Annotated in this window: 23 protein-coding genes and 2 riboswitches; of the genes, 6 read left to right on the forward strand and 17 right to left on the reverse strand. The window is 66.1% G+C overall.

Annotation, left to right across the window (positions count from 1 at the left end; genetic code table 11):
* Window positions 1-93 precede the first annotated feature (93 nt).
* Window positions 94-1,101 (reverse strand): DMT family transporter, encoded by a 1,008-nt coding sequence (locus tag AC50X7_RS11940; RefSeq protein WP_494979191.1) that lies wholly within the window; start codon window positions 1,099-1,101, stop codon window positions 94-96.
* A 32-nt stretch (window positions 1,102-1,133) separates the two neighbouring features.
* On the opposite strand from AC50X7_RS11940, the gene AC50X7_RS11945 reads away from it, so the two are divergent.
* Window positions 1,134-1,367 carry an RNA-binding S4 domain-containing protein gene (locus tag AC50X7_RS11945; protein WP_307095745.1) on the forward strand — a complete coding sequence of 78 codons (234 nt, stop codon included), beginning with the start codon at window positions 1,134-1,136 and terminating at the stop codon, window positions 1,365-1,367.
* Window positions 1,368-1,397: 30 nt separating this feature from the next.
* On the opposite strand, the gene AC50X7_RS11950 is transcribed toward AC50X7_RS11945, so the two are convergent.
* Window positions 1,398-2,048 carry an alpha/beta hydrolase gene (locus tag AC50X7_RS11950; protein WP_307095748.1) on the reverse strand — a complete coding sequence of 217 codons (651 nt, stop codon included), beginning with the start codon at window positions 2,046-2,048 and terminating at the stop codon, window positions 1,398-1,400.
* Window positions 2,049-2,125: 77 nt separating this feature from the next.
* Between AC50X7_RS11950 and AC50X7_RS11955 the strand changes: the two genes are divergently transcribed.
* Both AC50X7_RS11955 and AC50X7_RS11960 read left to right on the forward strand, forming a co-directional pair.
* On the forward strand, window positions 2,126-2,995 hold the full coding sequence (locus tag AC50X7_RS11955; RefSeq protein WP_494979192.1) for an SGNH/GDSL hydrolase family protein: 870 nt from the start codon (window positions 2,126-2,128) through the stop codon (window positions 2,993-2,995).
* Between the two features lie 206 nt (window positions 2,996-3,201).
* The gene (locus AC50X7_RS11960) at window positions 3,202-3,720 is read left to right on the forward strand and encodes a hypothetical protein (RefSeq protein WP_494979193.1); all 519 of its coding nucleotides are present in this window, start codon (window positions 3,202-3,204) and stop codon (window positions 3,718-3,720) included.
* A gap of 33 nt (window positions 3,721-3,753) precedes the next feature.
* On the opposite strand, the gene AC50X7_RS11965 is transcribed toward AC50X7_RS11960, so the two are convergent.
* Together AC50X7_RS11965 and mmsB are read right to left on the reverse strand one after the other, a co-directional pair.
* Window positions 3,754-5,238, reverse strand: a complete 1,485-nt coding sequence (locus AC50X7_RS11965; RefSeq protein ID WP_494979194.1) for a CoA-acylating methylmalonate-semialdehyde dehydrogenase — start codon at window positions 5,236-5,238, stop codon at window positions 3,754-3,756.
* Window positions 5,239-5,251: 13 nt separating this feature from the next.
* Entirely contained in the window at window positions 5,252-6,154 is a 903-nt protein-coding gene (mmsB, locus tag AC50X7_RS11970) for a 3-hydroxyisobutyrate dehydrogenase (protein WP_494979195.1), read from the reverse strand.
* A 139-nt stretch (window positions 6,155-6,293) separates the two neighbouring features.
* Here mmsB and AC50X7_RS11975 point away from each other — a divergent pair, with 139 nt between their 5' ends.
* Entirely contained in the window at window positions 6,294-7,193 is a 900-nt protein-coding gene (locus AC50X7_RS11975) for a LysR family transcriptional regulator (RefSeq protein WP_494979196.1), read from the forward strand.
* A gap of 75 nt (window positions 7,194-7,268) precedes the next feature.
* Here the strand turns inward: AC50X7_RS11975 and AC50X7_RS11980 are convergent, their stop codons facing one another.
* The 4 genes from AC50X7_RS11980 to AC50X7_RS11995 form a co-directional block, all read right to left on the reverse strand.
* Window positions 7,269-8,387 carry an alcohol dehydrogenase catalytic domain-containing protein gene (locus tag AC50X7_RS11980; protein ID WP_494979197.1) on the reverse strand — a complete coding sequence of 373 codons (1,119 nt, stop codon included), beginning with the start codon at window positions 8,385-8,387 and terminating at the stop codon, window positions 7,269-7,271.
* 98 nt (window positions 8,388-8,485) lie between these two features.
* Entirely contained in the window at window positions 8,486-9,868 is a 1,383-nt protein-coding gene (locus tag AC50X7_RS11985; protein WP_494979198.1) for an MFS transporter, read from the reverse strand.
* Window positions 9,869-10,048: 180 nt separating this feature from the next.
* Window positions 10,049-11,164, reverse strand: a complete 1,116-nt coding sequence (metX, locus tag AC50X7_RS11990; protein ID WP_494979199.1) for a homoserine O-acetyltransferase MetX — start codon at window positions 11,162-11,164, stop codon at window positions 10,049-10,051.
* A 12-nt stretch (window positions 11,165-11,176) separates the two neighbouring features.
* Window positions 11,177-11,292: riboswitch (SAM riboswitch) on the reverse strand.
* Window positions 11,293-11,387: 95 nt separating this feature from the next.
* Window positions 11,388-12,713, reverse strand: coding sequence for a bifunctional o-acetylhomoserine/o-acetylserine sulfhydrylase (locus AC50X7_RS11995; protein WP_494979200.1), 1,326 nt, complete (start codon window positions 12,711-12,713; stop codon window positions 11,388-11,390).
* A gap of 43 nt (window positions 12,714-12,756) precedes the next feature.
* Window positions 12,757-12,872, reverse strand: a riboswitch (SAM riboswitch).
* A 165-nt stretch (window positions 12,873-13,037) separates the two neighbouring features.
* Here AC50X7_RS11995 and AC50X7_RS12000 point away from each other — a divergent pair.
* Window positions 13,038-13,676 carry a VOC family protein gene (locus tag AC50X7_RS12000; RefSeq protein ID WP_307095765.1) on the forward strand — a complete coding sequence of 213 codons (639 nt, stop codon included), beginning with the start codon at window positions 13,038-13,040 and terminating at the stop codon, window positions 13,674-13,676.
* A gap of 311 nt (window positions 13,677-13,987) precedes the next feature.
* Here AC50X7_RS12000 and AC50X7_RS12005 read toward each other — a convergent pair whose 3' ends face one another.
* The 7 genes from AC50X7_RS12005 to tdh form a co-directional block, all read right to left on the reverse strand.
* Window positions 13,988-14,329 carry a hypothetical protein gene (locus AC50X7_RS12005; RefSeq protein ID WP_494979201.1) on the reverse strand — a complete coding sequence of 114 codons (342 nt, stop codon included), beginning with the start codon at window positions 14,327-14,329 and terminating at the stop codon, window positions 13,988-13,990.
* 549 nt (window positions 14,330-14,878) lie between these two features.
* Window positions 14,879-15,658: a CPBP family intramembrane glutamic endopeptidase gene (locus AC50X7_RS12010; RefSeq protein WP_494979202.1), complete on the reverse strand. Its 780-nt coding sequence runs from the start codon at window positions 15,656-15,658 to the stop codon at window positions 14,879-14,881.
* 74 nt (window positions 15,659-15,732) lie between these two features.
* Window positions 15,733-16,521 carry a DeoR/GlpR family DNA-binding transcription regulator gene (locus AC50X7_RS12015; protein ID WP_494979203.1) on the reverse strand — a complete coding sequence of 263 codons (789 nt, stop codon included), beginning with the start codon at window positions 16,519-16,521 and terminating at the stop codon, window positions 15,733-15,735.
* A 97-nt stretch (window positions 16,522-16,618) separates the two neighbouring features.
* Window positions 16,619-17,830, reverse strand: coding sequence for an imidazolonepropionase (gene hutI, locus AC50X7_RS12020; RefSeq protein ID WP_494979204.1), 1,212 nt, complete (start codon window positions 17,828-17,830; stop codon window positions 16,619-16,621).
* 11 nt (window positions 17,831-17,841) lie between these two features.
* Window positions 17,842-18,966, reverse strand: coding sequence for an NAD(P)/FAD-dependent oxidoreductase (locus AC50X7_RS12025; RefSeq protein ID WP_494979205.1), 1,125 nt, complete (start codon window positions 18,964-18,966; stop codon window positions 17,842-17,844).
* Between the two features lie 41 nt (window positions 18,967-19,007).
* Entirely contained in the window at window positions 19,008-20,204 is a 1,197-nt protein-coding gene (locus tag AC50X7_RS12030; RefSeq protein WP_494979206.1) for a glycine C-acetyltransferase, read from the reverse strand.
* An 8-nt stretch (window positions 20,205-20,212) separates the two neighbouring features.
* Window positions 20,213-21,259, reverse strand: coding sequence for an L-threonine 3-dehydrogenase (tdh, locus tag AC50X7_RS12035; protein WP_494979207.1), 1,047 nt, complete (start codon window positions 21,257-21,259; stop codon window positions 20,213-20,215).
* A 131-nt stretch (window positions 21,260-21,390) separates the two neighbouring features.
* Between tdh and AC50X7_RS12040 the strand changes: the two genes are divergently transcribed.
* Window positions 21,391-22,302, forward strand: coding sequence for a LysR family transcriptional regulator (locus tag AC50X7_RS12040; RefSeq protein WP_494979208.1), 912 nt, complete (start codon window positions 21,391-21,393; stop codon window positions 22,300-22,302).
* A 500-nt stretch (window positions 22,303-22,802) separates the two neighbouring features.
* On the opposite strand, the gene gatB is transcribed toward AC50X7_RS12040, so the two are convergent.
* Entirely contained in the window at window positions 22,803-24,311 is a 1,509-nt protein-coding gene (gatB, locus tag AC50X7_RS12045) for an Asp-tRNA(Asn)/Glu-tRNA(Gln) amidotransferase subunit GatB (protein WP_494979209.1), read from the reverse strand.
* Complete coding sequence (gatA, locus tag AC50X7_RS12050; RefSeq protein ID WP_494979210.1) at window positions 24,311-25,867, reverse strand: Asp-tRNA(Asn)/Glu-tRNA(Gln) amidotransferase subunit GatA; 1,557 nt, start codon at window positions 25,865-25,867, stop codon at window positions 24,311-24,313. Before gatA ends, gatB begins: the two co-directional genes overlap by 1 nt.

Raw genomic sequence — 25,867 nt, forward strand, 5'->3', positions numbered from 1 at the left:
CGGTTTTCAGGCCCCGCGATAGCCGGCGGTGCGTGACCGCAGGCTGCCGCGGGGGCGGATGAAGGAAAGATGCAAAAAGCTGCGTGTCCTAGCCTACCGGTGCCCGCTGCGGAGCGCGCCCCGCGGCCAGGGCAGGGTTGCCAGGATGATCGCGGCCAGCGTGAGGATCGTGCCGAGCACTGTGGCCGGTGCAACCACGGTTCCGGGCGCGGGCAGGATCACGTCGAGCGCAAGCGAGCCCAGCAACTGGCCGGCGATCATGCCCAGGCCCGTCACCAGTACGCCCAGGCTGCGGACCAGCAGGGCGCCCAAGCCGATGAAGACACACCCCATTGCCCCGCCGACGTAGTACCACCACTCCCCCGGCAACGGATTGCCGGGCCCGGCCAGGGCCACCTTGACGGCGTAAGCCGTCCAGAGGACCACCGAACCGGCCACGAAATTGACCAGGGTGGCGGCGATCGGCGTTCCGTAATGGACTGTCGCTGTTCCGTTCATGGCCTGCTGGAAGCTCATGAGGAACCCGGCGAGGACGGGGAGAAGGAGGGGAAGCAGCAGGGCCCCTGCGCTGCCAGGTCCAGCGCCGCCGTCGGACGTTCCTCCGGCGGTTCCGGTAAACCGGGGCGAAACTGCCCAGGCCACGGCGGCAATGGTCAGCAGGCAGCCGATGACCCGGATCGCGGTGACGGGCTTACGGCCGGCCGGCCCGATGCCCAACCGGTCCACCAGTAGACCGCTGACGGTCTGGCCGGTGACCGTGGCTACGGTGAAGAGGGCCACGCCCAGGATGCCCACCGTGAAGGACTGGGCAAAAACGAACAGCGCGCCGATGCCGCCGGCGAGGACGTAGACGCGGGGAAACGCCCTGCTGCGGACGGCGGGCAGGATCCCGGCCAGCCCGGCCCGGCCGCGCGGCAGGAGCAGCGAGATCAGGATCATCACAACAAGACCTGTGCTGAAACTCACCACGGATGCAGCGATGCCGTCATCTAACCGGGCACCCAGGGCACCGTTGATGCGGCCCTGCAGGGGAATGGCCAGGCCTGCGCCCACCGCCAATGGAAGGCCTGCAAGCAGCGGCAGGCGATGGGTGGAGGTCACTGAATCCACCTTACGTCAGGCATTATTGCTTCATGAGCAACCCCGTTGAAGACGTCCCCATCCGTGACAGCATGATCCGCCTCGGCCAGCTCCTTAAGCTCGCCAACCTGGTGGAGGACGGCGTGGAGGCGGCGGAACTCATCAAGAACGGGCTCGTCAAGGTCAACGGCGAGATCGATGACCGGCGCGGCCGCCAGCTGCACAACGGGGACACTGTCACGGTCAACGGGCAGACCGTCCGGGTGGTGGCACCGAAGGCGGACTGATCCCCCACGCCGGCGCCCGCCGTCGCCCGCCTACTTCTTGAGCACCTCGTGCGTGAGGAATTCGCCCACGTGGCCGATCTCCTGCTGGTTAATCCCGTGCCACATGCCTGTGTAGAGCACCTTGGTGAGCTTGACGTGCCGGCGGACCCAGCCCATGGTGTAGTCGATCTTGTCCGGGGTGATCACCGGATCCTGCTGGTCCCGGCCCCAGAACATGGGAACAGTGCCGTCCAGTTCGGAGTCCTTGAAGCTGGGATCGTCGCCCGCGTCCACCACAAAACCTGAGAGTCCGACGACGGCCGCAAAGTCAGTGGGGCGCTGCCGCAGGAGTGTGGTGGCCATGGCCATTCCCATGGAGAAGCCGAGCAGGGACACCGAGGGGTGCCCCACCTTGATGGCGTCGATCCAATCCAGCACAAAGGACGAAGCCGCCTTGACCCGGTCCAGTGAGTAGTCGATGGATGCCGTGAGCGGGAACCAGGTGAAGCCCGGGCCCATGGCGATGGGCGCCCGGACGGAGGCGACGGCGAAATCCCCCGGCAGCAGGTCGGCCAGACTGAGCAGGTCCTGTTCGTTGGCGCCGTAGCCGTGCAGGAGCACCAGCAGGGGCTTGCCGTCGCGCTGGTCCTCCGGATGGGACCACAAAACAACAGGGGCAGGAAATACTTCGGCTTCAGTCATGGTTTCCATTGTTACAGCTACCGAATGGTAACAACCTACGTTCGCGTAGCCAGTGAAGCGGAAGGCAGGATAGGACCGTGACTGACACAAGCGCCATTCAATCCCCCACTGCCCACGCCGGATCCCACCCCTGGACCCGCTACGTGGCGATGGGCGATTCCTTTACCGAGGGTATCGGCGATCCCGAGCCCTCAAGCCCCGGCGGCTACCGCGGCTGGGCAGACCGGGTGGCGGAGGAACTGGGCCGGACGCAGCCTGACTTCGCTTATGCCAACCTTGCCGTCCGTGGCCGGCTGCTGCAGCAGATTGTGGACCGGCAACTCGCGCCCTGCCTGGCGCTGAAGCCGGACCTTGTCACCCTCTCGGCCGGCGGCAATGACCTGCTGCGCCCGGGCGGCGATCCCGACGTCCTGGCGGAGAAACTTGACTCGGTGGTGCAGATCCTGGCCATGGGCGGCGCCACCGTGGTCCTCTTCAACGGCCCGGACACCGGATCGTCCGTGCTGGGCAGGATCCGCAGCAAGGTGGCCATTTATAACGAGAACCTGCGTACCGTGGCTGCCCGGCACGACGCCGTGATTGCCGACATGTGGTCCCTGCGCCAGCTCAGCGATCCGCAGATGTGGGACCAGGACCGGCTGCATTTCTCCCCGCTGGGCCACCACACCATCGCGGCTATGGTGCTGGACTCGCTGAATGTGGACCATACGCTGGAGCCGCTGCAGCCTAAACCTGTGCCTTCGCGCACCTGGCGCGCGGCGCGCTCGGGCGACCTGGTGTGGGCACGCGAGTACTTCGTGCCCTGGGTGCTGCGCCGGCTGCGCCACCAGTCCTCCGGCGACGGGATTACCGCGAAACGTCCGACGCCGGGCCCCGTCTTTGGTCCGGGCGTCCCGTTGGGATCCGGCGAGGGTCCGCTGGGAACCACCGAGGCGGTTCGGCGCTAGCGCTGCAGGCTTTTGCGGGAAACTCGACGCGGGTTACCGGACCAGCTGAGGCGGCGGGCATGGAACCTGACGCGGTGGTGCGCCTGCGGCTTCAGTCCCAGCTGCTCCGGGCACCCGGCGCGGCCTCAGCCCCTTCACGGGACTCCCGGCCGTTCGGGTGCAGTCCGGGGTTAAGCTGGAAGGACACACATGAGAGGCACGGCACCGTGAGCAACTTGTTTTTCTGGATCATCATTTTGTCATTCCTGATCCCGATGGCCATGCGGATGTACCGGAAGTCTGTCGCCCGCAGGAACCACGAGCAAACCTTTTCCGGGCGCTACCCCGAGCAGTTCCCCGGCAGCGGCCAATTCCCCGGATCAGGGCAGTTCCCGGGATCAGCCGGCCCGCAGAACAAGCAGCCGCGGGACGGCTTCACCCAGCAGGACTATTTCAGCGGCGGATTCCGCGAGCTTGACCGGCCGCAGCCGCTGCCGCCCATCCAGCCGGTCCCGCCGATGGACCAGCAGTTTCCGCCGTACGGGCAGCCGCAGCATGGGCAGCATCAGCAGGGCCACCGTGAAGAAGCCCCGCAGCAGCCTGCGGCACCTGCGACTCCCCCGCCGCCGTCGGCCCCGCAGGGCTACCGCGCCCGCAAGCTTGCCGAACTGGACGAGAAGTACAGCAACGGTGAACTGTCCGTCGAGGAGTACATGACCCGCCGCGGCGAGATCATGAACGGCTAGCCTGCGTCAGTCCATCTCGTCCAACCTCCGGCGTCAGTCCACCTGCGGAAAGCCCAGGTCGATGACAGACGTGGCCGGGTCCGGCCACCGCGTGGTGACCACTTTGCCCCTGGTGTAGAACCGGATGCTGTCCGGCCCGTACATGTGCGTGTCACCGAACAGGGAGTTCTTCCAGCCACCGAAGGAGAACGTGCCCACCGGCACCGGGATGGGCACGTTGACCCCCACCATGCCCGCCTCGACGTCGAACTCGAACTGGCGGGCAGCGCCGCCGTCGCGGGTGAAGATGGCAACCCCGTTGCCGAACTCGTTGTCGTTGACCAGGCGCACTGCATCGCTGTAGGTATCCACGCGCACCACGGACAGGACGGGGCCGAAGATCTCGTCGTCGTACACCTTCATGCCCGGCTTGACGTGGTCCACCAGGCTGACTCCGATGAAGAACCCGTCTGAATCGAACTGCTGCGAACGGCCGTCAACGACCACCGTGGCACCTTCGTTCTCGGCGCCGGCCACATAAGAGGCCACCCTGTCGCGGTGTTCGGCGGTGATCAGCGGGCCCATTTGCGACGCCGAATCCGTGCCCGGGCCGATTGTCAGGGTAGCCATCCGGCTCTGGATGGCTGCCACAAGATCGTCCGCAATGTTGCCAACGGCGACGAGCACACTGACCGCCATGCACCGCTCGCCTGCCGAACCGTAGGCAGCCGAAACGGCGGCGTCTGCTGCCATGTCAAGGTCCGCGTCGGGGAGGACCACCATGTGGTTTTTGGCCCCGCCCAGGGCCTGGACCCGCTTGCCGTGGTCCGCTGCGCGCTTGTAAATCGACTGCGCAATGGGCGTGGAGCCAACGAAACTGACGGCTTTGACGTCCTGGTGTTCGAGCAGGACGTCCACCGCTTCCTTGTCGCCCTGGACCACGTTCAGCACACCGGCCGGCAGTCCCGCTTCCGCAAAGACTTCCGCGATGAACACGGCGGAGGACGGATCCTTCTCACTGGGTTTCAGGAGCACAGTGTTGCCACAGGCCAGCGCACTGCCGATCATCCACAGCGGCACCATAGCCGGAAAGTTGAACGGGGTGATGCAGGCCACCACGCCCACAGGCTGCCGGACGGAATGGACATCCACGCCGCTGGAAACCTGTTCGGAGCGTTCCCCCTTGAGCATGTGGGACAGACCTGTGGCGAACTCGATGTTCTCGAGCCCGCGGGAAATCTCCCCTTCGGCGTCAGAAAGTACCTTGCCGTGCTCGCTGGTGAGGATGGCGGCCAGTTCGGACTTGCGCTGGGTCAGGATTTCGCGGACGCGGAAGAAGATGTTGGTGCGCTTGGCCAGGCTTGTTGCCCGCCATGCCGGCAGGGCGGCCTTGGCGGCGGCAATGGCTTCCTCCACCCGGGCCGCCGAAGCCAGCGCCACCTGCTTTTCCTGCTCGCCGGTAGCCGGGTTGAAGACGGGGCCGAAGCGTTCAGCGTCGGTGACGCGGTTGCCGTTGATGTAGTGCGGGATGGTGTGCATGGATGTCTCTCTTCTACTTTGCTGAATCCAGTGAGCCGTCAACGAGCTTGATGATCATGGAACAGTCCTTGCCGGACTCGCCCGCATCGATGAGGCGTTGGTACAGCTGCTGGACGTGCTTGCCGATTTCGAGCGGCGTTCCGGTGTCCTCGGCGGCGCTGATGGCCAGGCCGATGTCCTTGTTCGCCAGCTCGGCAGTGAAGGTGGGCGCGAAGTCGTTGTTGGATGCTGCGGTGGGGACAACGCCGGGAACGGGGTACCAGGTGCGCAGTGCCCAGCTGTCCCCGGAGGAGACGGAAGCAATGTCCCAGAAGACCTTCTTGTCGAGGCCCAGCCGGTCCGCCAGCACTGCACCCTCGGCTGTGGAGGCCAGGTTGATCAGGAGCATCAGGTTGTTGCAAATTTTGGCTGCCTGGCCGGTGGTGGCTCCGCCGGTGGGAATGATGTTGGCAGCCATCGGTTCGATGTAGCCGGTGGCGTCGGCCACAGCGCCCGCTTCACCGCCGACCATAAAGGTGAGCGTTCCTGCTGAGGCGCCGCTCATGCCGCCCGAGACAGGGGCGTCCACGAAGCGGAAGCCGGCGGCAGCGGCGGCGTCGTGCAGTTCCTTAGCCGCGGCGATGTCGATCGTGGAGGAATCGACCAGGAGTGTGCGCGCATCCGCATGCGCCAGCACCCCGTCCGTACCCAGGTAGACAGCCTTGGCATGCTCGCCCTTGGGGAGCATGGTGAAGACAACGTCGGCGCCCGCCACCGCCTCAGCGATGCTCGCTACCGGTTTCACCCCTCCGGCCTCCGCTGCGGCGAGGGCGGCCGGGTTGAGATCGAATCCCCGTACGTCATGGCCCGCCTTTGCAAGGTTCCCGGACATGGAACCTCCCATGTTCCCCAAACCAATCCAACCGACTACTGCCATGGCCTAAGCTCCTTTGCTGTGTCTCCGGCCGAGGGCGGCCGGAAGGTCTGTGTCCACCATCACACCCTGCTACAGTGCAATCAAGGGGAAAAATCACAGACGGTATGTGCACTGATGCACACAGATGAAAGGGCACCGGGTGGCACGGCTTCCGAGTCCGGACGACTTGTTGATTTTGCTGACCGTGGCGCGGCTGGGGCGTTTTAATGCCGTGGCCGAAACGCTGGGCACCACGCACACCACCATTTCCCGCCGGATCCTCGCCCTCGACAAGCAGTTGGGTGGCCGCACCCTCGAGCGCAGCCCGCACGGCTGGGAACTGACGGAGCTCGGGGCCTCGGCCGTCGCCGCGGCGGAAACCATCGAGGAAACGCTCGGGTCCCTGGCTGCCGTCACGAGCCAGGACCGGGACACCCTGGCCGGCATGGTGCGGATCAGCACCTCCGACGGTTTCGGCGCCGAATTTGTGACGCCGGCGCTGGTCCGCCTCCAGCAGCGGCACCCCAACCTGAATGTGGAGATGCTGAGCGCCACACGCAAGGTCAGCCAGAACCGGTCCGGCGTGGACCTGGAGGTGGTGGTGGGCCGCACGGACGTGAGCAACGCCCAGACCATTTTCCTGACCAACTACTTCCTCCGGCTCTACGCAAGCCCCGCCTACGCCGCCCGGCGGGGCTTGCCGGAAACGCCCGACGGCGTGGGGCAGCACGGCTTCGTCTCTTACGTCGAGTCGGCCCTCCAGGTTGCCGAACTGGGCCACCGGTCCTCGCAGCTGCCCATGCCGAAGTCCAGCTTCCAGGCGACGAGCATCTTTGCCCAGGTGGAGGCGGTGCGCCGCGGCGCCGGCATCGGGCTGCTTCCGAACTTTATGGTGGCCCGAAACCCGGAGTTCATTCCGGTGCTCCCCGACGCCTTCCAGCGTCAGTTGCCCATCTGGGCGGTGGCCCGGCCGGAATCGCTGCGGTCCGCCCGGGTGCAGGCCGTGATCGCTGCCCTGCAGGAAGAGGTGGCCGAACGCCAGGACCTGCTGGCAGCCTAGGGCCAGGCATCCGGATGATGCCTGCCTGCGGCGTTTCAGGCTCGGAGTGCCGTTCCAGGAATTCGAGAAGGCGTCTTAGGCCTGGAAGAGCCGCCTCACCACTTGCCCGGCGGCGAGTGCATCAAGGCCTTCGTTGATCTCCTCCAGCGGCCGGGTGTCGGTATGCAGCAGCTCAACGGGAAGCCGGCCCTCGCGCCAGTACCCCAGGTACAGGGGGATGTCCCGGCCCGGAACGGCGTCGCCCATATACGAGCCCAGCAGCCGCTTTCCCACGCCGGCGAACTGAAGCGCGGGCACTGTCAGTTCTGCGGTGGGGTGCGGCAGCCCTACGGAGACCACGGCGCCGCCGCGGGTCACGTGGTCCAGGCATGAGGCGATGACCCGTGCTGATCCCACAGCTTCGATGGCCGTGTCCACGCCGTCGCCGGCAGCCGCCTGGATCAGGCGGGAGGCCTCCTCCGGGGTGCCCACGGCGGTTGCCCCGCACTTTTGGGCGAGCCCGTGCTTGCCCGCATTGGGATCGATGGCGATCACGGAGGAGGCACCGGCGAGCGCCGCAGCCATCACGGCCGAAAGCCCCACGGCACCCAGTCCGAAAACGGCTACGGACTGGCCGGGCTGGATGGCGGCAGTGTTCAGGACAGCTCCCATCCCGGTGAGCACAGCGCAACCGAACATTGCCGCAACAGTGTCCGGGACGTCGTCGTCGATAACCACCACCGACTCCCGGGCCACCACGGCGTAATCGGCGAACGCCGAAACACCCAGATGGTGGTTGATCCGCTCCCCAGCAGGCGTCCGCAGCAAGGCCTCGCCGTGCAGGAGGTCCCCGGACCCGTTGACTTCCGCCGCACGGTGGCAGAGAGCGGGACGGCCCGCACGGCACGCCCGGCAGGCACCGCAGCTGGGGACGAAGACGAGGACCACATGGTCCCCGACTGAGACATCCGTGACGCCGTCACCCACCGCGGCAACCCGTCCTACCGCCTCATGCCCCAGCGCCATGGGAAGGGGCCTGACGCGGGAGCCGTCCACCACCGACAGGTCAGAGTGGCACAGGCTCGAGTAGGTGATGGTGATGCCCAACTCACCGGCGCGGGGTTCCGGCCGGTCAAGATTTTCGACCTGAAGCGGATGCGTTTCGGTGTAGCTGCTTCCGGACGGGACCGTGGAGTAGAGGACCGCTGCTTTCATGGAAATCCTGATTTCGTCGAAGGTGCCGGCGCCCAACTGCCCGGGCCTGCGTGGTCGCGGGTCCGGGCAGTCGGTGTGCTGTGTGTGCTGAAGGGTGGTTATTTCTTGCCGGCCGCGAGCAGGTCCGCAGTGCCCTTGGCGTCGGCCGCGTCCACGTCGTGGAGGGAGATGCCCCGGGTTTCCTTAAGGAAGAACACGGAGATTGCGGTCACGATGCAGGCTCCGAGGAGGTACAGCGCCACGGGGGTGGAGGACTTGAAGTTGCTCAGGAGTGCGGTGGCGATGATCGGGGCCAGCGAACCGGCGACGATGGAGGTCACCTGGTAGCCCAGGGAAACGCCCGAGTAGCGCATCCGGGTGGGGAACATCTCGGCCATGATCGACGGCTGCCCGGCGTACATCAGCGCGTGGAACAGCAGGCCGATGGTGATGGCGGCCAGGATGATGAGGTCGTTGGCGGTGTCCATCATCGGGAAGGCGAAGAAGCCCCAGGTTCCGCCGAGGATGGCGCCCACCATGTAGACCGGCCGGCGGCCGAAGGCGTCGGACATCTTGCCGACCAGCGGGACAGCGCAGAAGTGGATGAAGTGCGCCACCAGCAGCAGGAGGAGGATGCGGGAGGTATCGGTCTGGACAACGACCTTCAGGTAGGTGATGGAGAACGTCACCACGAGGTAGTACAGGATGTTCTCGGCAAAGCGCAGGCCCATGGCGGTGAACACGCCGCGGGGGTAGCGGCGGAAGACCTCCGCGACGCCGTAGCCCTTCTTCTCAACGGTGACTTCCTTGCGGGCCTCGATGAAGATCGGGGCGTCCTGGACCTTGGTGCGGATGTAGTAGCCGACGATCACGATCACGGCAGACAGCCAGAAGGCAACGCGCCAGCCCCAGCCGAGGAATGCTTCCTGGGAGAGCGTGGACGACAGGGTAAACAGCACGCCGGTGGCCAGGAGGTTACCCATGGGAACGGCGGACTGCGGCCAGCTGGACCAGAATCCGCGGGACTTGTTCGGGCTGTGCTCGGCAACGAGCAGCACGGCGCCGCCCCATTCACCGCCGACGGCGAAGCCCTGGACGAAGCGCAGGAATACCAGGAGGGCCGGAGCCCAGTAGCCGATCTGCGCGAAGGTGGGCAGGCACCCCATGAGGAAGGTGGAAACGCCCACCAGGATGATGCTCAGCTGCAGCAACTGCTTGCGGCCGAACTTGTCACCGAAGTGGCCGAAGACGATGCCGCCTATCGGCCGGGCCACGAAGCCTACGGCGTAGGTGACGAAGGCGGCGATGATGCCATCCAGTTCGGTCCCTGAATTGGGGAAGAACATTTTGCCGAACACCAGGGTGGCGGCGGAGGCATAGAGGAAGAACTCATACCACTCAACGACGGTGCCGGCCATGGAGGCCGTGACGACTTTCCTCAGGCCTGAGGCCTTGACGTCGGTTTCCTCTGGCCGCCGTGCGGCCGAGCTTTCCGTACTCATGTGTGAACTCCTTCGGCGTCGTCATCGACACCACTGGGACAGGCTATGGCGGGTGCGTGTGGTTTTGGTCACGAACCGCCGGGTCCCAACGAGTATGGTCTGCCGGAAGGCGCAGCTCAACGCCGAATGATGCAGAGCGCATCTGCATTAATGCACATTCTTTGGCATCTAGGCCTGGTGTTATGCCGAAAGGTGCTCCCGCAGCTGGTTCCCCAGCTGGCCGATCTCGGTAAGGAAGCCATCGTGCCCGATGGGCGCCTCAATCAGGTGGACGTCCACCTCGCCGGGAAGCGCCCGTGCCAGCTCGCGCGACTGGGACGGGAAGTAGAGCCGGTCCGAGTCCACGGCGGCCACAAAGAAACGGGCACTCGAGCTGGACAGGGTCTGGGCGAGGGACCCGCGTCCCCGGCAAATATCGTGGCTCATCAACGCCTCGGTGATGGCGATGTAGCTGTTCGCATCGAACCGCTGGACCAGCTTGGTGCCCTGGTGGTCCAGGTAGCTTTCCACCTGGTACCGCCCGCGGGTAGCGAGCTGCTGCCCCTGGAGCGGCGATTCGGGGGCCTGCGGCTCACGGCCGAAGCGTCCGTCCAGTTCCCGCGTGGAGCGGTACGTGATGTGGGCGATGCGCCGGGCCAGGGCGAGGCCCTGCTCGGGGGCGGGTCCGTTGTAGTAGTCACCGCCGTTGAAGTTGGCGTCCTGCCGGATGGCGAGGGTCTGTGCCTGGGCGAACGCGATCTGCTCGGCGGTACTCGCGGCGCCTACCGAGATCACTGCGCAGCGCTGCACCCGTTCCGGAAACGTGACCGCCCATTCGAGCGCACGGGCCCCGCCCATGGAACCGCCCAGCACGGCAAACCAGCTCCCGATCCCGAGCTGGTCGGCCAGCCGGGCCTCGGCCAGGGTGCTGTCCCGCAGGGTGACCAATGGAAAACGTGAACCCCAAGGCTTCCCGTCCGGCGCGGGCGACGACGGCCCGGTGGACCCGTAGCAGCCGCCCACAATGTTGATCGACACCACGAAAAAACGGTTTGTATCTACCGGCGCACCAGGCCCCGCGAGCTGTTCCCACCAGCCGGGCTCCTCGGTGTCGCCCCGGGTCACGTGGGTGCTGCCTGTCAACGCGTGTTCGATCAGGACGGCGTTGCTGCCGTCCGCGTTCAGTGTGCCCCAGGTTTCATAGGCCAGAGTGACGTCCGGAAGGTATCCGCCGGCTTCCAACTCCAGTCCCCCGATGGAGGCGTAGCGGACAATCCCGTGTTCAGGGACAGTTGTACGGGTGACGGTAACCGTCATGGCAAGACCTCTTCTACGCGCTTGCCCGCCGTCGAATGACCGGCAGGCCAGGTCTTCACCCGGGGCACCCCGCCGCGGAAGGAGGGTTGCCGGCCAGCAAGCCGGGGCTGTCACTGGCACTCATGACCTGGTTCGAGTGTACGAAACAGCCCCTGCCTGCCGCCAAGAGTGTGACTGGTTGTGACTTCCCCGGCTTGTGCCGCGTTGGGTGCCCTGGGTATTTCTAAGCGCCGGTTGCCTCCTTGGCCGCCCGGAAGCCGGCTTCGAGATCTGCCAGGATGTCATCGATGTGCTCGATCCCCACCGAAAGCCGCACCAGGCCCGGGGTCACGCCGGCCACCACCTGCTGCTCCGGCGAGAGCTGGCTGTGGGTAGTCGACGCCGGATGGATCACCAGCGAACGGACGTCACCGATGTTTGCCACGTGGGAGTGCAGCTCCAGGGCGTCCACGAAGCGCTTGCCGGCCTCCGCACCCCCGGCGAGGTTGAAGGAGACGATGGCGCCGGTCCCCTTGGGGCCGTACTTCCGGCCCCGCTCGTACCAGGGGCTGGAGGGCAGCCCGGCATAGGCGACCGATTCGACGTCGTCACGCGACTCCAGCCACTGTGCCACGTCCAGGGCGTTGGCCACGTGCCGTTCCACGCGAAGGCTCAGCGTCTCCAGACCCTGGGCGATCAGGAAGGCGTTGAAGGGCGACACTGCGGAGCCAAGGTCTCGCAGCAGCTGCACCCGGGCCTTCAGGATGTACGAGAGATTGGCGCCCAGGGCGCCTTCGGCACCGAGGTCCCGGGCGTAGACGAGTCCGTTGTAGGTGGGGTCCGGGGTGTTGAAGCCGGGGAACTTTGCGGGGTCCTTGCCAAAGTCAAACTTTCCGGAATCGACGATCACGCCGGCGATGGCTGAACCATGGCCGCCCAGGTACTTGGTGGCCGAGTGCACCACGATGTCCGCGCCCCATTCCAGCGGCCGGATCAGGTACGGGGTGGACAGGGTATTGTCCACGATCAGGGGCACGCCGGCCTCGTGCGCGACCTGGGATACCCCTTCGATATCCAGGACGTCCTGCCGCGGGTTGGATACCACCTCGCCGAAGAAGAGCTTGGTGTTGGGCTGCACTGCTGCGCGCCACTGCTCCAGGCTGTCCGGGTCCGCCACGAAGGTGACTGATATGCCGAACTTCTTCAGGGTGTGGGCGAAGAGGTTATAGGTGCCGCCGTAGAGGCTGGGGCTCGCGACGATGTGGTCCCCCGCCTCGGCAATGTTCAGGACGGCGAAAGTCTCAGCAGCCTGTCCGGAGCTGAGCAGCAGCGCCCCCAGTCCGCCTTCAAGACTGGCAATCCGCTGCTCCACTGCCTCCTGGGTGGGGTTCCCAATCCTGGTGTAAATGGGGGCCAGCTCGGCCAGGGCAAAGCGGTTGGCGGCGCTTTCAGCAGTGGGGAACACGAAGGACGTGGTCTGGTAAATGGGAAGTGCACGGGCGCCCGTGGCGCCATCCGGCTCCTGGCCGGCGTGGATCTGGCGGGTTTCGAAAGACCATCCGTTGGACAACTAAGGCTCCTTTGACATGGGCCCGGCATGCTGGAAGCACCGCGGGCCGCGCTTGCCATCCGGCCGGTGCCGGACAGCCAGGTCCTCACCCGGGGCACCCCACCGCGGATGGAGGGTTGCCGGCCAGCGAGCCGGGGCTTGTCACTGGCACTCATGACCTGAGCTCAGTGTAGGAACATGCGTTGATTGCCGGACAGAATTGTGACGAACATAGTCAGGAACATTTCCTCGGTCCGTCGGGGGCTTAATTACGGCTCACAAGGCGAAATCCCAGTAAGGCTACCCTTAGCTGAGAGCCCGATCACAAAGTGCCAAGATGTTGCCATGCGCATGGATCACGTCTCTTACGCCTGTGAACACGATGGCCTGGCTGCCACCACCGAACGTATTTCCTCTGCCCTCGGCGTTGAGGCAGTGAAGGGCGGGGTACACCCGCGGTTCGGAACCCGGAATATGATCATCCCGCTAGCGGGACACAAGTACCTCGAAGTGGTGGAGGTCCTGGACCACCCCGCTTCGGACAAAGCTCCCTTCGGGCAGGCAGTGCGTGCACGGTCTGCAGCCGGCGGCGGCTGGATGGGCTGGTGCGTCGAGGTTGACGACCTGGCCCCCTTCGAAGAACGGCTCGGGCGGTCCTCGGTCAACGGCAACCGCAAGTTTCCTGACGGCCGCGAACTGGTCTGGAAGCAAATCGGCATCCTCGGTTTGATCGCCGACCCGCAGGTTCCCTACATGCTCAAGTGGGAGGGCGACCCGTCCCTGCACCCGTCCAACGCCTACGACAGCAACGTCAAGATGAGCTGCCTGACTATCGCCGGTTCCGCTGCCCGCGTTACTGAATGGCTGGGTGAGCCGGTGGAGAAGCCGCTCGAAGACGTAGCCGTGGAGTGGGTGGCACCGCACGGGACCCCCGGAATCCTATCGGTGACGTTCGAGACCTCCAACGGAGCTGTGACGATCTAATTCTCTCCTTGGGCACGGGCAGCTTTGCCCGGGCCTCGGCATGGGTAGGTACTGCAGACTGCCCTCCTACGCTTCGGCCGCCATCAGCAGGTGACAACGGCGTCACCCGCTGATGGCGGCCGAATCCATTTAGTACAGCTGCGGTAGCGAAGGCGTTTGAGGACATCAATGCCGCTCTTGCCGTGCTCAATGCCGAGGCGAAGGGATGCGGTTCGGAGCAGTTCTCGGCTGCTGATCCGCTGGCAGGGCTGGCTGATGGCTGCCTGGACATCCTTACCGGTGCCTCAGGGGTCCAGGCCCGGATGTCGGCGTTAGTGGTCAACGCTGCAGGGACGTACGCCCAGACCGCGCGGGCGGCCGCTCCGCCCGACGCACCCGTGCAGGGACAGGAAATGGCTATCGCCGCGGAAGTCGGCAGCCTCCTGGCCCTCAGCGGCCGGGCCGCCGGTGCCCTGCTGGCCCAGTCCCACGCCCTGACCACCTCCCTGCCCCGGACCCTGGCAGCCCTCGAAGCAGGGACGATCCCGTGGCGGCACGCCCAGGTCATGGTCGACGAAACCGCCACCCTCGACCCCGCCGGCGCCGCGGCCCTGGAAGGGCACTTCCTGGACCCGGACACCGAAACCCGCCACGGCCGCCGCGATCGGGGACATCCCGGCCTACCGGTTCAAAACCAAAGCCCGGACCTGGCGGGAACGCCACCACATCGAGTCCATCGAAAAACGCCACGCCAAAGGCGTGGCAGACCGGCGGGTGGAATACCGGCCCGACCAGGACGGCATGGCCTGGCTCTCCGCCTACCTGCCCGCCGACCGGGCCGTAGCGGGCTGGAACCGGCTCACCGCCATGGCCAGGGGTATGCAGAGCCCCATCGAACACCGCACCCTCACCCAACTGCGGGCCGACCAGTTCGCCGAAGCCCTGCTGAACAGCGGAACCAGGATCAGCGCCGGAACTACTGCCGGCAGCGGCGACGACGCAGGCACAAATGCCGGTCACCGTGCCCGTGTTCTCCCTGCTGGGCCTCACCGACGAACCGGCAATGCTGGACGGATACGGACCCATCCCGGCATCCATGGCACGAAAACTCCTCGCGGACGGGGCAAGCTCGTTCCACCGCGTCCTCCCTCGGCGAAGAAGGCATCGAACGGTTCCTGCGCGCCCGCGGCGGGTGAGGTCCCGTCCCAAACAGGCCGGCTGCGTTACCCCAGCCCGATTGCCTTGCCAAAGAGGCTGAATCCGACGAACGCGACGATATCCAGCAGGGCGTGAGCGATCACCAGGGGCATGACCCGGCGCGTCCGGGTATACAGCCAGGCGAAGACGACGCCCATCACCACGTTGCCGATGAAGGGCCCGAAGCCCTGGTAGAGGTGGTAAGTCCCGCGAAGCAGCGAGCTCACCACGATGGACAGCGGCACGCTCCAGCCGAACTTTCCGAACCGGTCCAGCAGGTATCCCACCACGATGACTTCTTCGACCACGGCATGGCGCATGGCGGACAGGACCAGCACCGGCACCGTCCACCAATAGGCGTCCAGCGCACTGGGAATAATCGCCGTGGTGATTCCCAGCGCCCTCCCTGCGGCATACAGGCCGAGGGACGGGATGCCTATCAGCGCAGCCAGCCCCAGCCCTTGGAACAGGTCCCGGCCCGGGCGCTCAAAGTTGAATCCGAGCTTCCGGAACGCCGAACCCGCGTTGCTGCCGTCGCCGGATACAGACTGCCTGTTGTCGGTAAGGAAGTAGATCACCAGCAGCACGGGCACCAGCGCGAAGATGATGTCCAGCAGTTGGTAGGTCAGGTCGAAGTACTCGCGGGTGCTCTGGGAGCGGTTGAGAGTTGAGGTGCCTTCCGCGAGCGGTGCCCGGGTCATCTTGTCCAAAAGCTGCACCACCGAGTAGACGGCAGACTGGCCCAGGGACAGGCCTAAAACAATCCAGACTTCGATCCGCAGACGACGGCGGGAGGAAACCAGCATGTACCCATCTTGCCTGCAGTTTCTGGAACCGGCCTGATTGGCCTGCCGAAGTACCGGGGCGCCGCTAATGGTGTTCAGCCGGCCGCCACAATCACTTCCGTGCCGTTAGCCTCAAAGGCAGCCTTGTCCTGGGCCGAAATGCCCGAATCCGTAATCAGGCGGGTGAAGTTGTAGCCGTCCATGGTGGCGAAGGCGCGCACCCCTACCTTGGAGGAGTCAGCCAGCACGTAGGAGACGCGCGCCCTGCTGGCGAGCAGTGCGTTGACCGAGGCTTCCCCCTCCCCCGTGTTGGTTGGCCCGACCTCCGGGTCGATGCCGTTGACGCCGATGAAGGCGATGTCCAGCACCACCTTCTGCATGATGATGTCCGTGTAGGGCCCTACGAGTTCGTAGGACCGCGGATTCAGGATGCCGCCGGTAACCATGACTTTGATGTTCGGCCGCACTGCCAATTGCCCGGCGATGTTGATTGCATTGGTTACCACCGTGAGAGTGGACTGGTTGGAAGGCGCGTTGAGGTCCTCGCGGGTGGCCAGGATCTGCGCCAGCGCGGTACTGGTGGTGCCGCCGCAGAGGCCGATCACCGCTCCGGGGGCAATCAGGGCAGAAGCCGCCAGGGCAATCTGCTCCTTGGCCTCGGCGTGGTCGTCCCGGTTGTACCGGCCCGGCAGGTCGTACGCGAGCGCACCGGTGGTGGCACCGCCCCGGGTCCTGGTCAGCAGCCGGCGCTTGGCCAGGCTGTCCAGGTCGCGCCGGGCGGTGGCCGGGGAGACGTGGAGGGTGCTGACGATCTCCTCGACCTCGACCTGGCCGGTTTTGGCAAGGATGTCGAGGATAGCGGTCAGTCTGTCGGTGCGGGTCATGCAAGGGCCTCCAGCTACTTCCGCCACCAGCTTCGATGACGCTTTTTGATCATAACAGAGAGCTAATGATCATCTAACGTCAGTTTGCTGGCGCCCCTTATCTGGCCCGCTTCCCCGCCCGCCATACAGCGTACGTCAGGGGCATACCCGGCCGGTACGCAAGGTGAGTAGCGGACGGTGCGTTGAGCAAGTGGAGGTCCGCACGGTGTCCGACGGCGATGGAACCCACCGCACGATCGCCGTCGGCGTCTTTTCCGGAGTCCTTGCGCAGCGCAAGGGCGCCGCCGTAGGTCGCTGCCCGGACAGCTTCATGGACGCTCAGGCCCATCTGCAGCACCGCGGTGGTCACGCAAAACGCCATGGAGCTGGTGTAGGACGTGCCCGGATTGCAGTTGGAAGCGAGTGAAACCTGAACCCCGGCGTCAAGCAGCGCCCGTGCGGGCGCGAGCGGCTGGCGGGTCGAGAGGTCACAGGCAGGAAGGCACGTGGCCACGGTGCCACGCCGCCCGGTTCCGGTGGCAGCATCCCAGCCGGTCCAAGTTCCGGCGAGTGCGTCCACATCCTTGTCCGCGAGGTAGTTCACGTGGTCCACGCTCGCGGCTTCAAGTTCCACTGCGAGCTGTACTCCCGGGCCTTCGCCGAGCTGGTTCCCGTGGACACGGAGCCCCAGGCCCGCGTCGCGGCAGGCCAACAGCACCCGGCGGGACTGCTCGGCGCTGAAGGCGCCTTCCTCACAAAACACATCGGCCCATTGCACGTAGGGCCGGACGGCAGCCAGCATCGGGCCGCAGACGAGGTCCGTGTAGTCGTCCGGGTCCTGCCCCGCGGGCACCAGGTGCGCTCCGAGGTAGGTGACCTGGTCGGCGACAGTCGAGGCGATGCGTGCGCTCCGGGTCTCGTGTTCAACGTCCAGGCCGTAGCCCGTTTTCGTCTCGATGTAGGTGGTTCCCTGCGAAACCGCTTCGGCAACGCGGGACAGCGCCAGGCGGGTGAGGTCGTAGTCGGATGTTGCGCGGGTGGCGTTCATTGTGACGGCGATGCCCCCTGCAGAGTAGGACTCCCCGGCCATCCGCGCCTCGAACTCCGCCGTCCTGTCGCCGGCGAAGAGCAGGTGCGTATGGGAGTCCACCCAGCCGGGGAGCATGGCGCGGCCACCCGCGTCGACGGCGTCATCCGCTGCAGGAGCATCGGCCGCTGCGCCGATCCACGAGATCCGCTCCCCCTCGATCACCACCGCGGCGTCCCTCAGGACCCGGCGCTCCAGGTCCTGCGTCATCAGCTCGGCGATATTGGTGATCAGCGTACTCATACACCCATTCTTCAGCGCCGTACTGACCAGCGGGTTGCCGCCAGCGCCTGTGCTGTCCGGGATGCCGGACTGTCATCGGCGGCGTGGGCCGTCCTGTTGGCGGATTGGTGACCGGCGAGGATTTGCCCGGCCGCCAGTTCCGCCATCGCGGACGACGTCTGGAAGCCATAGCCGCCCTGGCCGGCGAGCCAATAGAAGCCGGGGGCTTCGGCGTCGAATCCGGCCACCGGAACGCCGTCGGCCGCTTCTGTCCGTAACCCCGTCCAGGCCCGACGGACGTCGGTGATGCCCAGCGTGGTCACCTGGTTCAGCCGGGCCACCAGCCGTTCCACGTCCCCGGGCCGGGGCTTGGCGTCCTCGGGCCCGCTGGGCACTGTCTCGGACGGCGAGATGAGTACCTCATCGCCGTCGCGGCGGAAGTAGAACGTGTTGTCGGCCGCGGCCACCATGGGGCTGTGCTCCGGCAAGGGGCGTTCGACGGCGGCAATCGCCGCGGTGCGCCGGTACGGCTGCAGCCCGAGCTTCTCCACGCCGCTGATGACGGCGAGTTCGTCCGCCCAGGCACCGGCGGCGTTGACCAGGACGCCCGCCCCGAATGCCTCCATGCCGGCGCCCACTTGCCAGCCGGAGCCGACGCGCTGCGCGGAATGGACCCGCGCGCCCGTAATGATGTCCACCCCGGCGGCCAGCGCGCGTTGCCGGTGGTCCGCCAGCAGCAGGGGCGCGTTGCAGCCAAAGGAGCCGGTATCCAGGCCGGCGGCCATGAACGAGTCCGGAACCAGTGCCGGGCAAAGTTCCAGCGCCTCGGCGTGGGTGATGGGCTGCATGGAGCCGCTGGCTTCCGCGGCCACCGCCTCCTGACTGCCGATCAGCATAAAGCTCCGCGGTGTGAGCACCGGTTCGGGCAGCTCAGCATCGCGGGCTGCGATCAGCTCGAGGGTCCGGACCGTGAGTTCCTGGACCACGGGCGGGCCGAAGCTGGGGATGAGCTGGCGGGCGGAGCGGGAGGACGTGTGGTACGCCAGCTCCTGCTCCGCCTCCACCAGTGCCACGCTGCAGTTGCCGGCCAGGGCCGAGGCCAGGGAAAGCCCGGCTATGCCGCCGCCAACAATCAGGACATCGTAATGTGCTGCCATGGCACCATCCTTGCAGAGTCAGGCGCGGACTGTGGCTGCCCTCACGCTGCCACCTCGGCGCGGCTGGCGACGAAGGCACGAACGCACGTTTCGACGTCGTCCGCTGAGTGTGCAGCCGAAAGCTGCACCCGGATCCTGGCTGCGCCCCGCGGAACCACGGGGAAGCTGAAGGCGGTAACGAAGACGCCGTGCTGCAGCATCCGGTCGGCAACCTTGGCGGCGAGCACGGCGTCGCCGAACATCACCGGAACAATGGCATGCTCGCCGGGCAGGAGGTCAAAGCCTTCCTCGGTCATCCGGCGGCGGAACAGTGCGGCGTTGTCGAAGAGTGCGCGGCGCAGGTCCGCTGAGTTCTCCACCAAGTCAAGGGCCTTGATGGTGGCGGCCACGATGGCCGGTGCCAACGAGTTCGAGAAAAGGTAGGGCCGGGCCTTCTGCCGGAGCATGGCCACCACTTCCGCGCGGCCGGAGACGTACCCGCCGGATGCCCCACCCAGTGCCTTGCCGAAGGTGCCGGTGTAGATGTCCACCCGGTGCGACACCCCGGCGTGCTCCGGCGTTCCGGCCCCGGTTGCTCCCATGAAACCGACAGCATGCGAGTCGTCCACCATGACCAGGGCGTCGTGCTTTTCGGCGAGGTCGCAAATGGCCTCCAGCGGCGCCAGGTACCCGTCCATGGAGAAGACGCCGTCCGTAACGATGACCTTGCGGCGGGCACCCTTCGCCTCTACCAGCTTCGCTTCCAGTTCCGCCATGTCCTGGTTGGCGTACCGGTAACGCTGCGCTTTGCACAGGCGGATGCCGTCGATGATGGAGGCATGGTTCAGGGCGTCCGAGATGATGGCGTCGTCCGGTCCGAAAAGGGATTCGAAGACACCACCATTGGCATCAAAGCAGCTGGAGAACAGGATGGTGTCCTCTGTCCCCAGGAATCGGGAGACTCGGGCTTCGAGTTCCAGGTGCAGGTCCTGGGTTCCGCAGATGAACCGCACGCTGGCCATGCCGAAGCCGCGTTCGTCCATGGCTGCCTTGGCGGCGTTGATGATGTCCGGGTGGTCCGCCAGGCCCAGGTAGTTGTTGGCGCAGAAGTTCAGCACGTTGGCGCCCTGCTGTCCGATGATGCCCGCGGTGATGTGGCTGGACTGGGGCGAGTTGATGCTGCGTTCGGTCTTGAAGAGTCCCGCAGTGCGGATGTCCTCCAGCTCGGTGCCCAGCTGGTCCTTGATCGAGGTGTACATGGTGTTCCTTAGAGTTGGGTCCAGTCGAGGACAACTTTTCCGCCTGCGCCGCTGCGGGCAAGGTCGAAGCCCTTCTCCCACTGGGTGGCAGGGAGCGTATCAGTAACGACGGCGGAGACGCCCGCATGCAGCACGGGGTTGGACGAGAGCATGGCGCTCATGGCGTACCAGGTCTCGTACATTTCGCGGCCGTAGATGCCTTTGAGCGTGAGCATGTGTGTCACCACCTTGCCCCAGTCGATGGTGATGTCCTGGCTGGGCAGGCCCAGCATGGCGATCCGGCCGCCGTGGTTCATGTTGTCAATCATCTCCGGCAGGGCGGTGGGGTGGCCGGACATTTCCATCCCGATGTCGAAACCTTCGCGCATGCCCAGTTCGCGCTGGGCGTCGCGGACGCGGGTGGTTGAGACGTCGATGGCAAGGTCTGCACCGAGCTGCCGGGCAAGGTCCAGGCGGGGCTTCGAGACGTCAGTGATGGCGATCTTGCGTGCGCCGGCATGGCGTGCCACGGCGATGGCCATCAGCCCGATGGGGCCGGCACCGGTAATCAGGACGTCCTCGCCTACCAGCGGGAAGCTCAGGGCGGTGTGGACTGCATTGCCGAAGGGGTCGAAGATGGCGCCGAGCTCAGGAGTGACGGAAGGGTCATGATGGACCCACACGTTGGTTTCCGGAATAACCACGTACTCTGCGAACGCGCCGTCCCGCTGCACGCCCACGCTGACCGTGTGGATGCACATCTGCCGGCGGCCTGCGCGGCAGTTCCGGCAGATTCCGCAGACCACGTGGCCCTCACCGGAGACCCGGTCACCGACTTTGACGTCCCGAACGTCCTCACCGATTTCCACCACTTCACCATAGAACTCGTGGCCGGGAATGAGGGGGGCTTCGATGATCCCCTGCGCCCACGAGTCCCAGGACTGGATGTGCAGGTCCGTGCCGCAGATCCCGGTGGTCATAACCCGGATCTTCACGTCGGCAGGGCCCGCCTCCGGTTCGGGGCGGTCCACCAGTTCGAAGCCGGCCTGTGGGCCCGGCTTATACAAAGCCTTCATCGGCTTCCTCACTCCTCGTATTGCGTCGTCGGCAGGTGCTGCCCTCCTCATTACAGCGAGGAAGAAGATTTAGCACAACCGTTATTTTCTCAATCAACGATGTAGCGATAGCTAATGGATAAACTGGAGGAGTGGAGATACACCAGCTTGAAATCCTGCGTGAACTCGGGGCGCTTGGCAGCGTCAAGGCAGTGGCCGACACGCTCATGGTCACCCCTTCGGCCGTGTCCCAGCAGTTGGCACTCCTGCAGCGGACCTTGGATGTGCCGCTGACGCGCAAGGAGGGCCGGAACCTGGTGCTCACCGAGGCAGGCCAGGTGCTGGCCGACGCCGGGGCCGCCGTCGTCAGTGCCATGGCGGACGCCAGGGGTGCCATCGGGAGCTACCACGGCACCCCGGCCGGCAGGGTCACCCTGTCCGGCTTCCACAGCGTGGGGCAGGCGGTGTTTGCTCCGCTCGCGAGGATCCTGGATGCGCCGGGACAGCCGCGTATCGAGCTTTCCGATGAGGACGTGGCCCAGCACGACTTCCCCGCCCTCACCGCCCGCTACGACCTGGTGCTGGCCCACCGCATGGACCACAGCCCCCGGTGGCCGGCGGAGCGCGTTACGGTGATTCCCCTCGCCCACGAACCCCTCGACGTGGCGTTGCCCGCCGGCCACCCCCTGGCAGGGAAGGCGGCCGTGACAGCGGACGACGTCGGCGGGGAGGCCTGGGTGACCAGCCACACCGGCTACTCCCCCGCGGATGTGTTGTCCGCCGTCGCCGCCGTGTCCAGCCGCGAGCTGAACATCGTGCACCGGATCAACGACTATTCCACGGTTGCGGCGCTGGTGGCCGCGGGCGGAGTGGTGGGGCTGCTGCCGAGGTACACCGCCGGGCCGGTACTCAACCCGGACATCGTACTGCGGCCCCTTGAAGGGATCAGCACACGGCGCCGGATCGACCTGCTGGCACGGCCCGAGAACCTGAAGCGCCGTTCCGTCATGATTGTCTCGGAGGCCCTGCAGGGCATCATGGCCGGCCTGGTGGAACGCGGCTGACCCCACCTGGGTAGCGCCAAGTATCGTTGCGAACGTCCATAACGACTGCCGCTGCCTACTTTCTGTGGCCCTTGCCGTGGCCATGGCCTCGGTTATGCCCAAATCGACGGCCGTCGGCAGCACCTTCAACGATCCGCTCTGCGGTTACCTTGTCCCGATTTTTTCGCCGGAGATCCTGACAGCCGCCTTCTTGACCACGCTCCCACTGTGCAGGTGCTGGGGGCGCTGAGTTTCGCGAGAGCCACCGCCCCGGCGAGCAGGGTCTTGCGGAATTGCAACGGTTCCCGGACGGACATGTCCATTCCTCCCACAGCAACGGCAGGGCCTGTTTCCCCGTGCGGCGGCGCCCTGGAGCTTCAGTGTAGGGCGGGCAGTCGCAAGGGCACACGAGTAGTCGTCGGCTTGTGGGACGCGAGTACTGCTTAACCCGAAACTGGGTCGCAGTAGATGCCGTTATGAGCACTCAAAACGGCATCAACTGCGACCCAGTTGGGGCGAACTTAGGTGGTGACGCCCAGCTTTTCCAGGATCAGTTCCTTGACGCGGCCGGCGTCGGCCTGGCCGCGGGTGGCCTTCATGACCCCGCCCACGATCGCGCCGATGGCCTGGACCTTGCCGCCGCGGATCTTTTCGGCGACGTCAGGCTGCGCAGCGAGCGCAGCGTCAATCGCTTCGAGCAGGGGCCCGTCGTCGGAGACCACGGCCAGGCCGCGCTTCTCCACGATTTCAGCCGGGGTGCCTTCGCCGGCGAGCACACCGTCCAGTACCTCGGAGGCCATTTTGTTGTTGATCTTGCCGCCTTCCACCATGCGTGACAGCTCCACGATGGTGGCGGGCTGGACGCCCAGCTGGCCGGGGTCAACGTCGGCGTTCTTGGCGCGGCCCACGATCTCGCCCATCCACCACTTGCGGGCCACGGAAGCCGATGCACCGGCGGCGATGGTTTCCTCGATCTCGTCCATCACGCCGGCGTTCACCACGTCGCGGAATTCGAGGTCCGAGTAGCCCCAGTCGGCCTGCAGGCGCTTGCGGCGGGCGGCCGGCGGCTCGGGCAGGGTGGCCCGGAGCTCCTCGACCCACTCGCGCGACGGAACAACAGGGACAAGGTCCGGTTCGGGGAAGTAGCGGTAATCATCGGCGTCGGACTTTGCCCGGCCTGACGTGGTGGTGCGGGTGTCCTCATGCCAGTGGCGTGTCTCCTGGATGACCGGCTCGCCGGCGTCCAGGACGGCAGCATGGCGCTGGATCTCGTAGCGGACGGCGTGTTCGACGGCGCGCAGCGAGTTAACGTTCTTGGTCTCGGAGCGGATGCCGAACCGTTCCCGGCCGTGCGGGCGGAGCGAGACGTTCGCATCGCAGCGCACGTTGCCGCGCTCCATTTTGGCATCGGACACACCCAGGTTCTTGACGATCTCCCGGACCGCTGCAACGTAGGCCTTGGCCAGTTCGGGCGCACGGGAACCGGCACCCTCGATCGGCTTGGTGACGATCTCCACCAGCGGAACACCGGCACGGTTGTAGTCCACCAGCGAGAAGTCCGCACCCTGGATACGGCCTGTAGCACCGCCCATGTGGGTCAGCTTCCCGGCGTCCTCTTCCATGTGGGCGCGCTCGATCTCCACCCGGAACAGGGTGCCGTCAGAGAGTTCGATGTCCAGGTAGCCGTCGTACGCGATGGGTTCGTCGTACTGGGAGGTCTGGAAGTTCTTGGGAGTGTCCGGGTAAAAGTAGTTTTTCCGGGCGAAGCGGCAGGACTCGGCGATCTTGCAGTTGAGCGCAAGGCCGATCTTGATCGAGGACTCGATGGCAGCCTTGTTCACCACGGGCAGGACGCCAGGCATGCCCAGGTCCACCTCGTTGACGTTGGTGTTGGGCTCGTCACCGAAAACGTTGGGGGCGGAGGAGAACATCTTGGTCTTGGTGTTGAGCTCCACGTGGACCTCGAACCCCAGGACGGGATCGTATTTCTCCATGGCCTCTTCGAAGCTCAGGATTGCGTCAGTGTTCATTATTTTGCCTCCTTGGCTTCGACGAGCTCACCCAGTTCCGGGGCCTGCGCCAGCAGCGGGCCGCCCCACCTGGCCTCAAGCAGCGACTCCAGCACGGCGCCCACACGGTACAGCCGGGCGTCCTCCCGGGCAGGGGCCAACAGCTGGATGCCCACGGGGAGCCCGTCCTCGTCCGCGAGACCGCCCGGCAGGGACAGGCCCGGGACACCTGCGAGGTTGGCCGGAATGGTGGCAACGTCGTTGAGGTACATGGCCAGCGGATCGTCCAGCTTCTCGCCGAGACGGAAAGCCGTGGTGGGGGCGGTGGGCGAAATAAGGACGTCAGCCACGGTGAAGGCGGCATCGAAGTCACGCTGCACGAGGGTGCGGACCTTCTGTGCCGAGCCGTAGTAGGCGTCGTAGTAGCCGGCGGACAGCGCGTAGGTGCCCAGGATGATGCGGCGCTTGACTTCGTCGCCGAAGCCGGCGGCGCGGGTGGCACCCATCACGCGTTCGATGGTCATGGGACCGTCTTCTGGGAGGACCCGCAGGCCGTAGCGGACGCCGTCGAACTTGGCGAGGTTGGAGGACGCCTCGGAGGGCATGATCAGGTAGTAGGCCCCCAGCGCGTACTGGAAGTTGGGGCAGGACACCTCGACGATTTCGGCGCCGGCATCCTTGAGGAGCTCCAGGGAGTCGTTGAAGCGGTTTTCGACGCCGGCCTGGTAGCCCTCGCCGTGCAGCTCCTTGATGATGCCAATCCGCATGCCCTCAACGTTGCCCGTCTTCGCGGCAGCCACGAGGTCTGCCAGCGGGTCGGCAAGGGAGGTGGAGTCCCGGGGATCGTGCCCGCCGATGACCTCGTGCAGGAGGGCTGAGTCCAGGACCGTGCGGGAAACAGGACCGATCTGGTCCAACGAGGACGCCATGGCAATGGCGCCGTAGCGGGACACGCTGCCGTAGGTGGGCTTCACGCCCACGGTGCCGGTGACGGCGCCGGGCTGGCGGATGGACCCGCCTGTGTCGGTTCCGAGGGCAAGGGGCGCCTCGAAGGCGGCGACGGCCGCAGCGGACCCGCCGCCGGAGCCACCCGGGATCCGGTCCAGGTCCCACGGGTTGCGGGTGGGCCCGTAGGCGGAGTGCTCAGTGGAGGAGCCCATGGCGAACTCGTCGAGGTTGGTTTTGCCCAGGATGGGCATCTTCGCCGCGCGCAGGCGTTCGACGACGGTGGCGTCGTAGGGGCTGTGCCAGCCCTCGAGGATTTTGGAGCCTGCCGTGGTGGGCTGGCCCACCGTGACGATGAGGTCCTTGACGGCGATGGGGACGCCGGCCAGGACGTGCAGGGCGTCAGCCTCGGCGCCACCGGCGGCGCGGATGGCGTCCACCTCGGCGGCGACGGCGAGCGCTTCCCCGGCGTTGACGTGCAGGAAGGCGTTGACGCCGCGTTCGCCGCCGTCTACTGCCGCGATCCGGTCAAGGTACGCCTGGGTGACCTCGACGGAGGTGACCTCGGCGGCGGCCAGCTTTTCGGCCAGCTTGGCGGCGGAGAGGCGGATGAGTTCGTTGGTGTCAGTCAT

Source organism: Pseudarthrobacter sp. Hb11, from assembly GCF_059383655.1.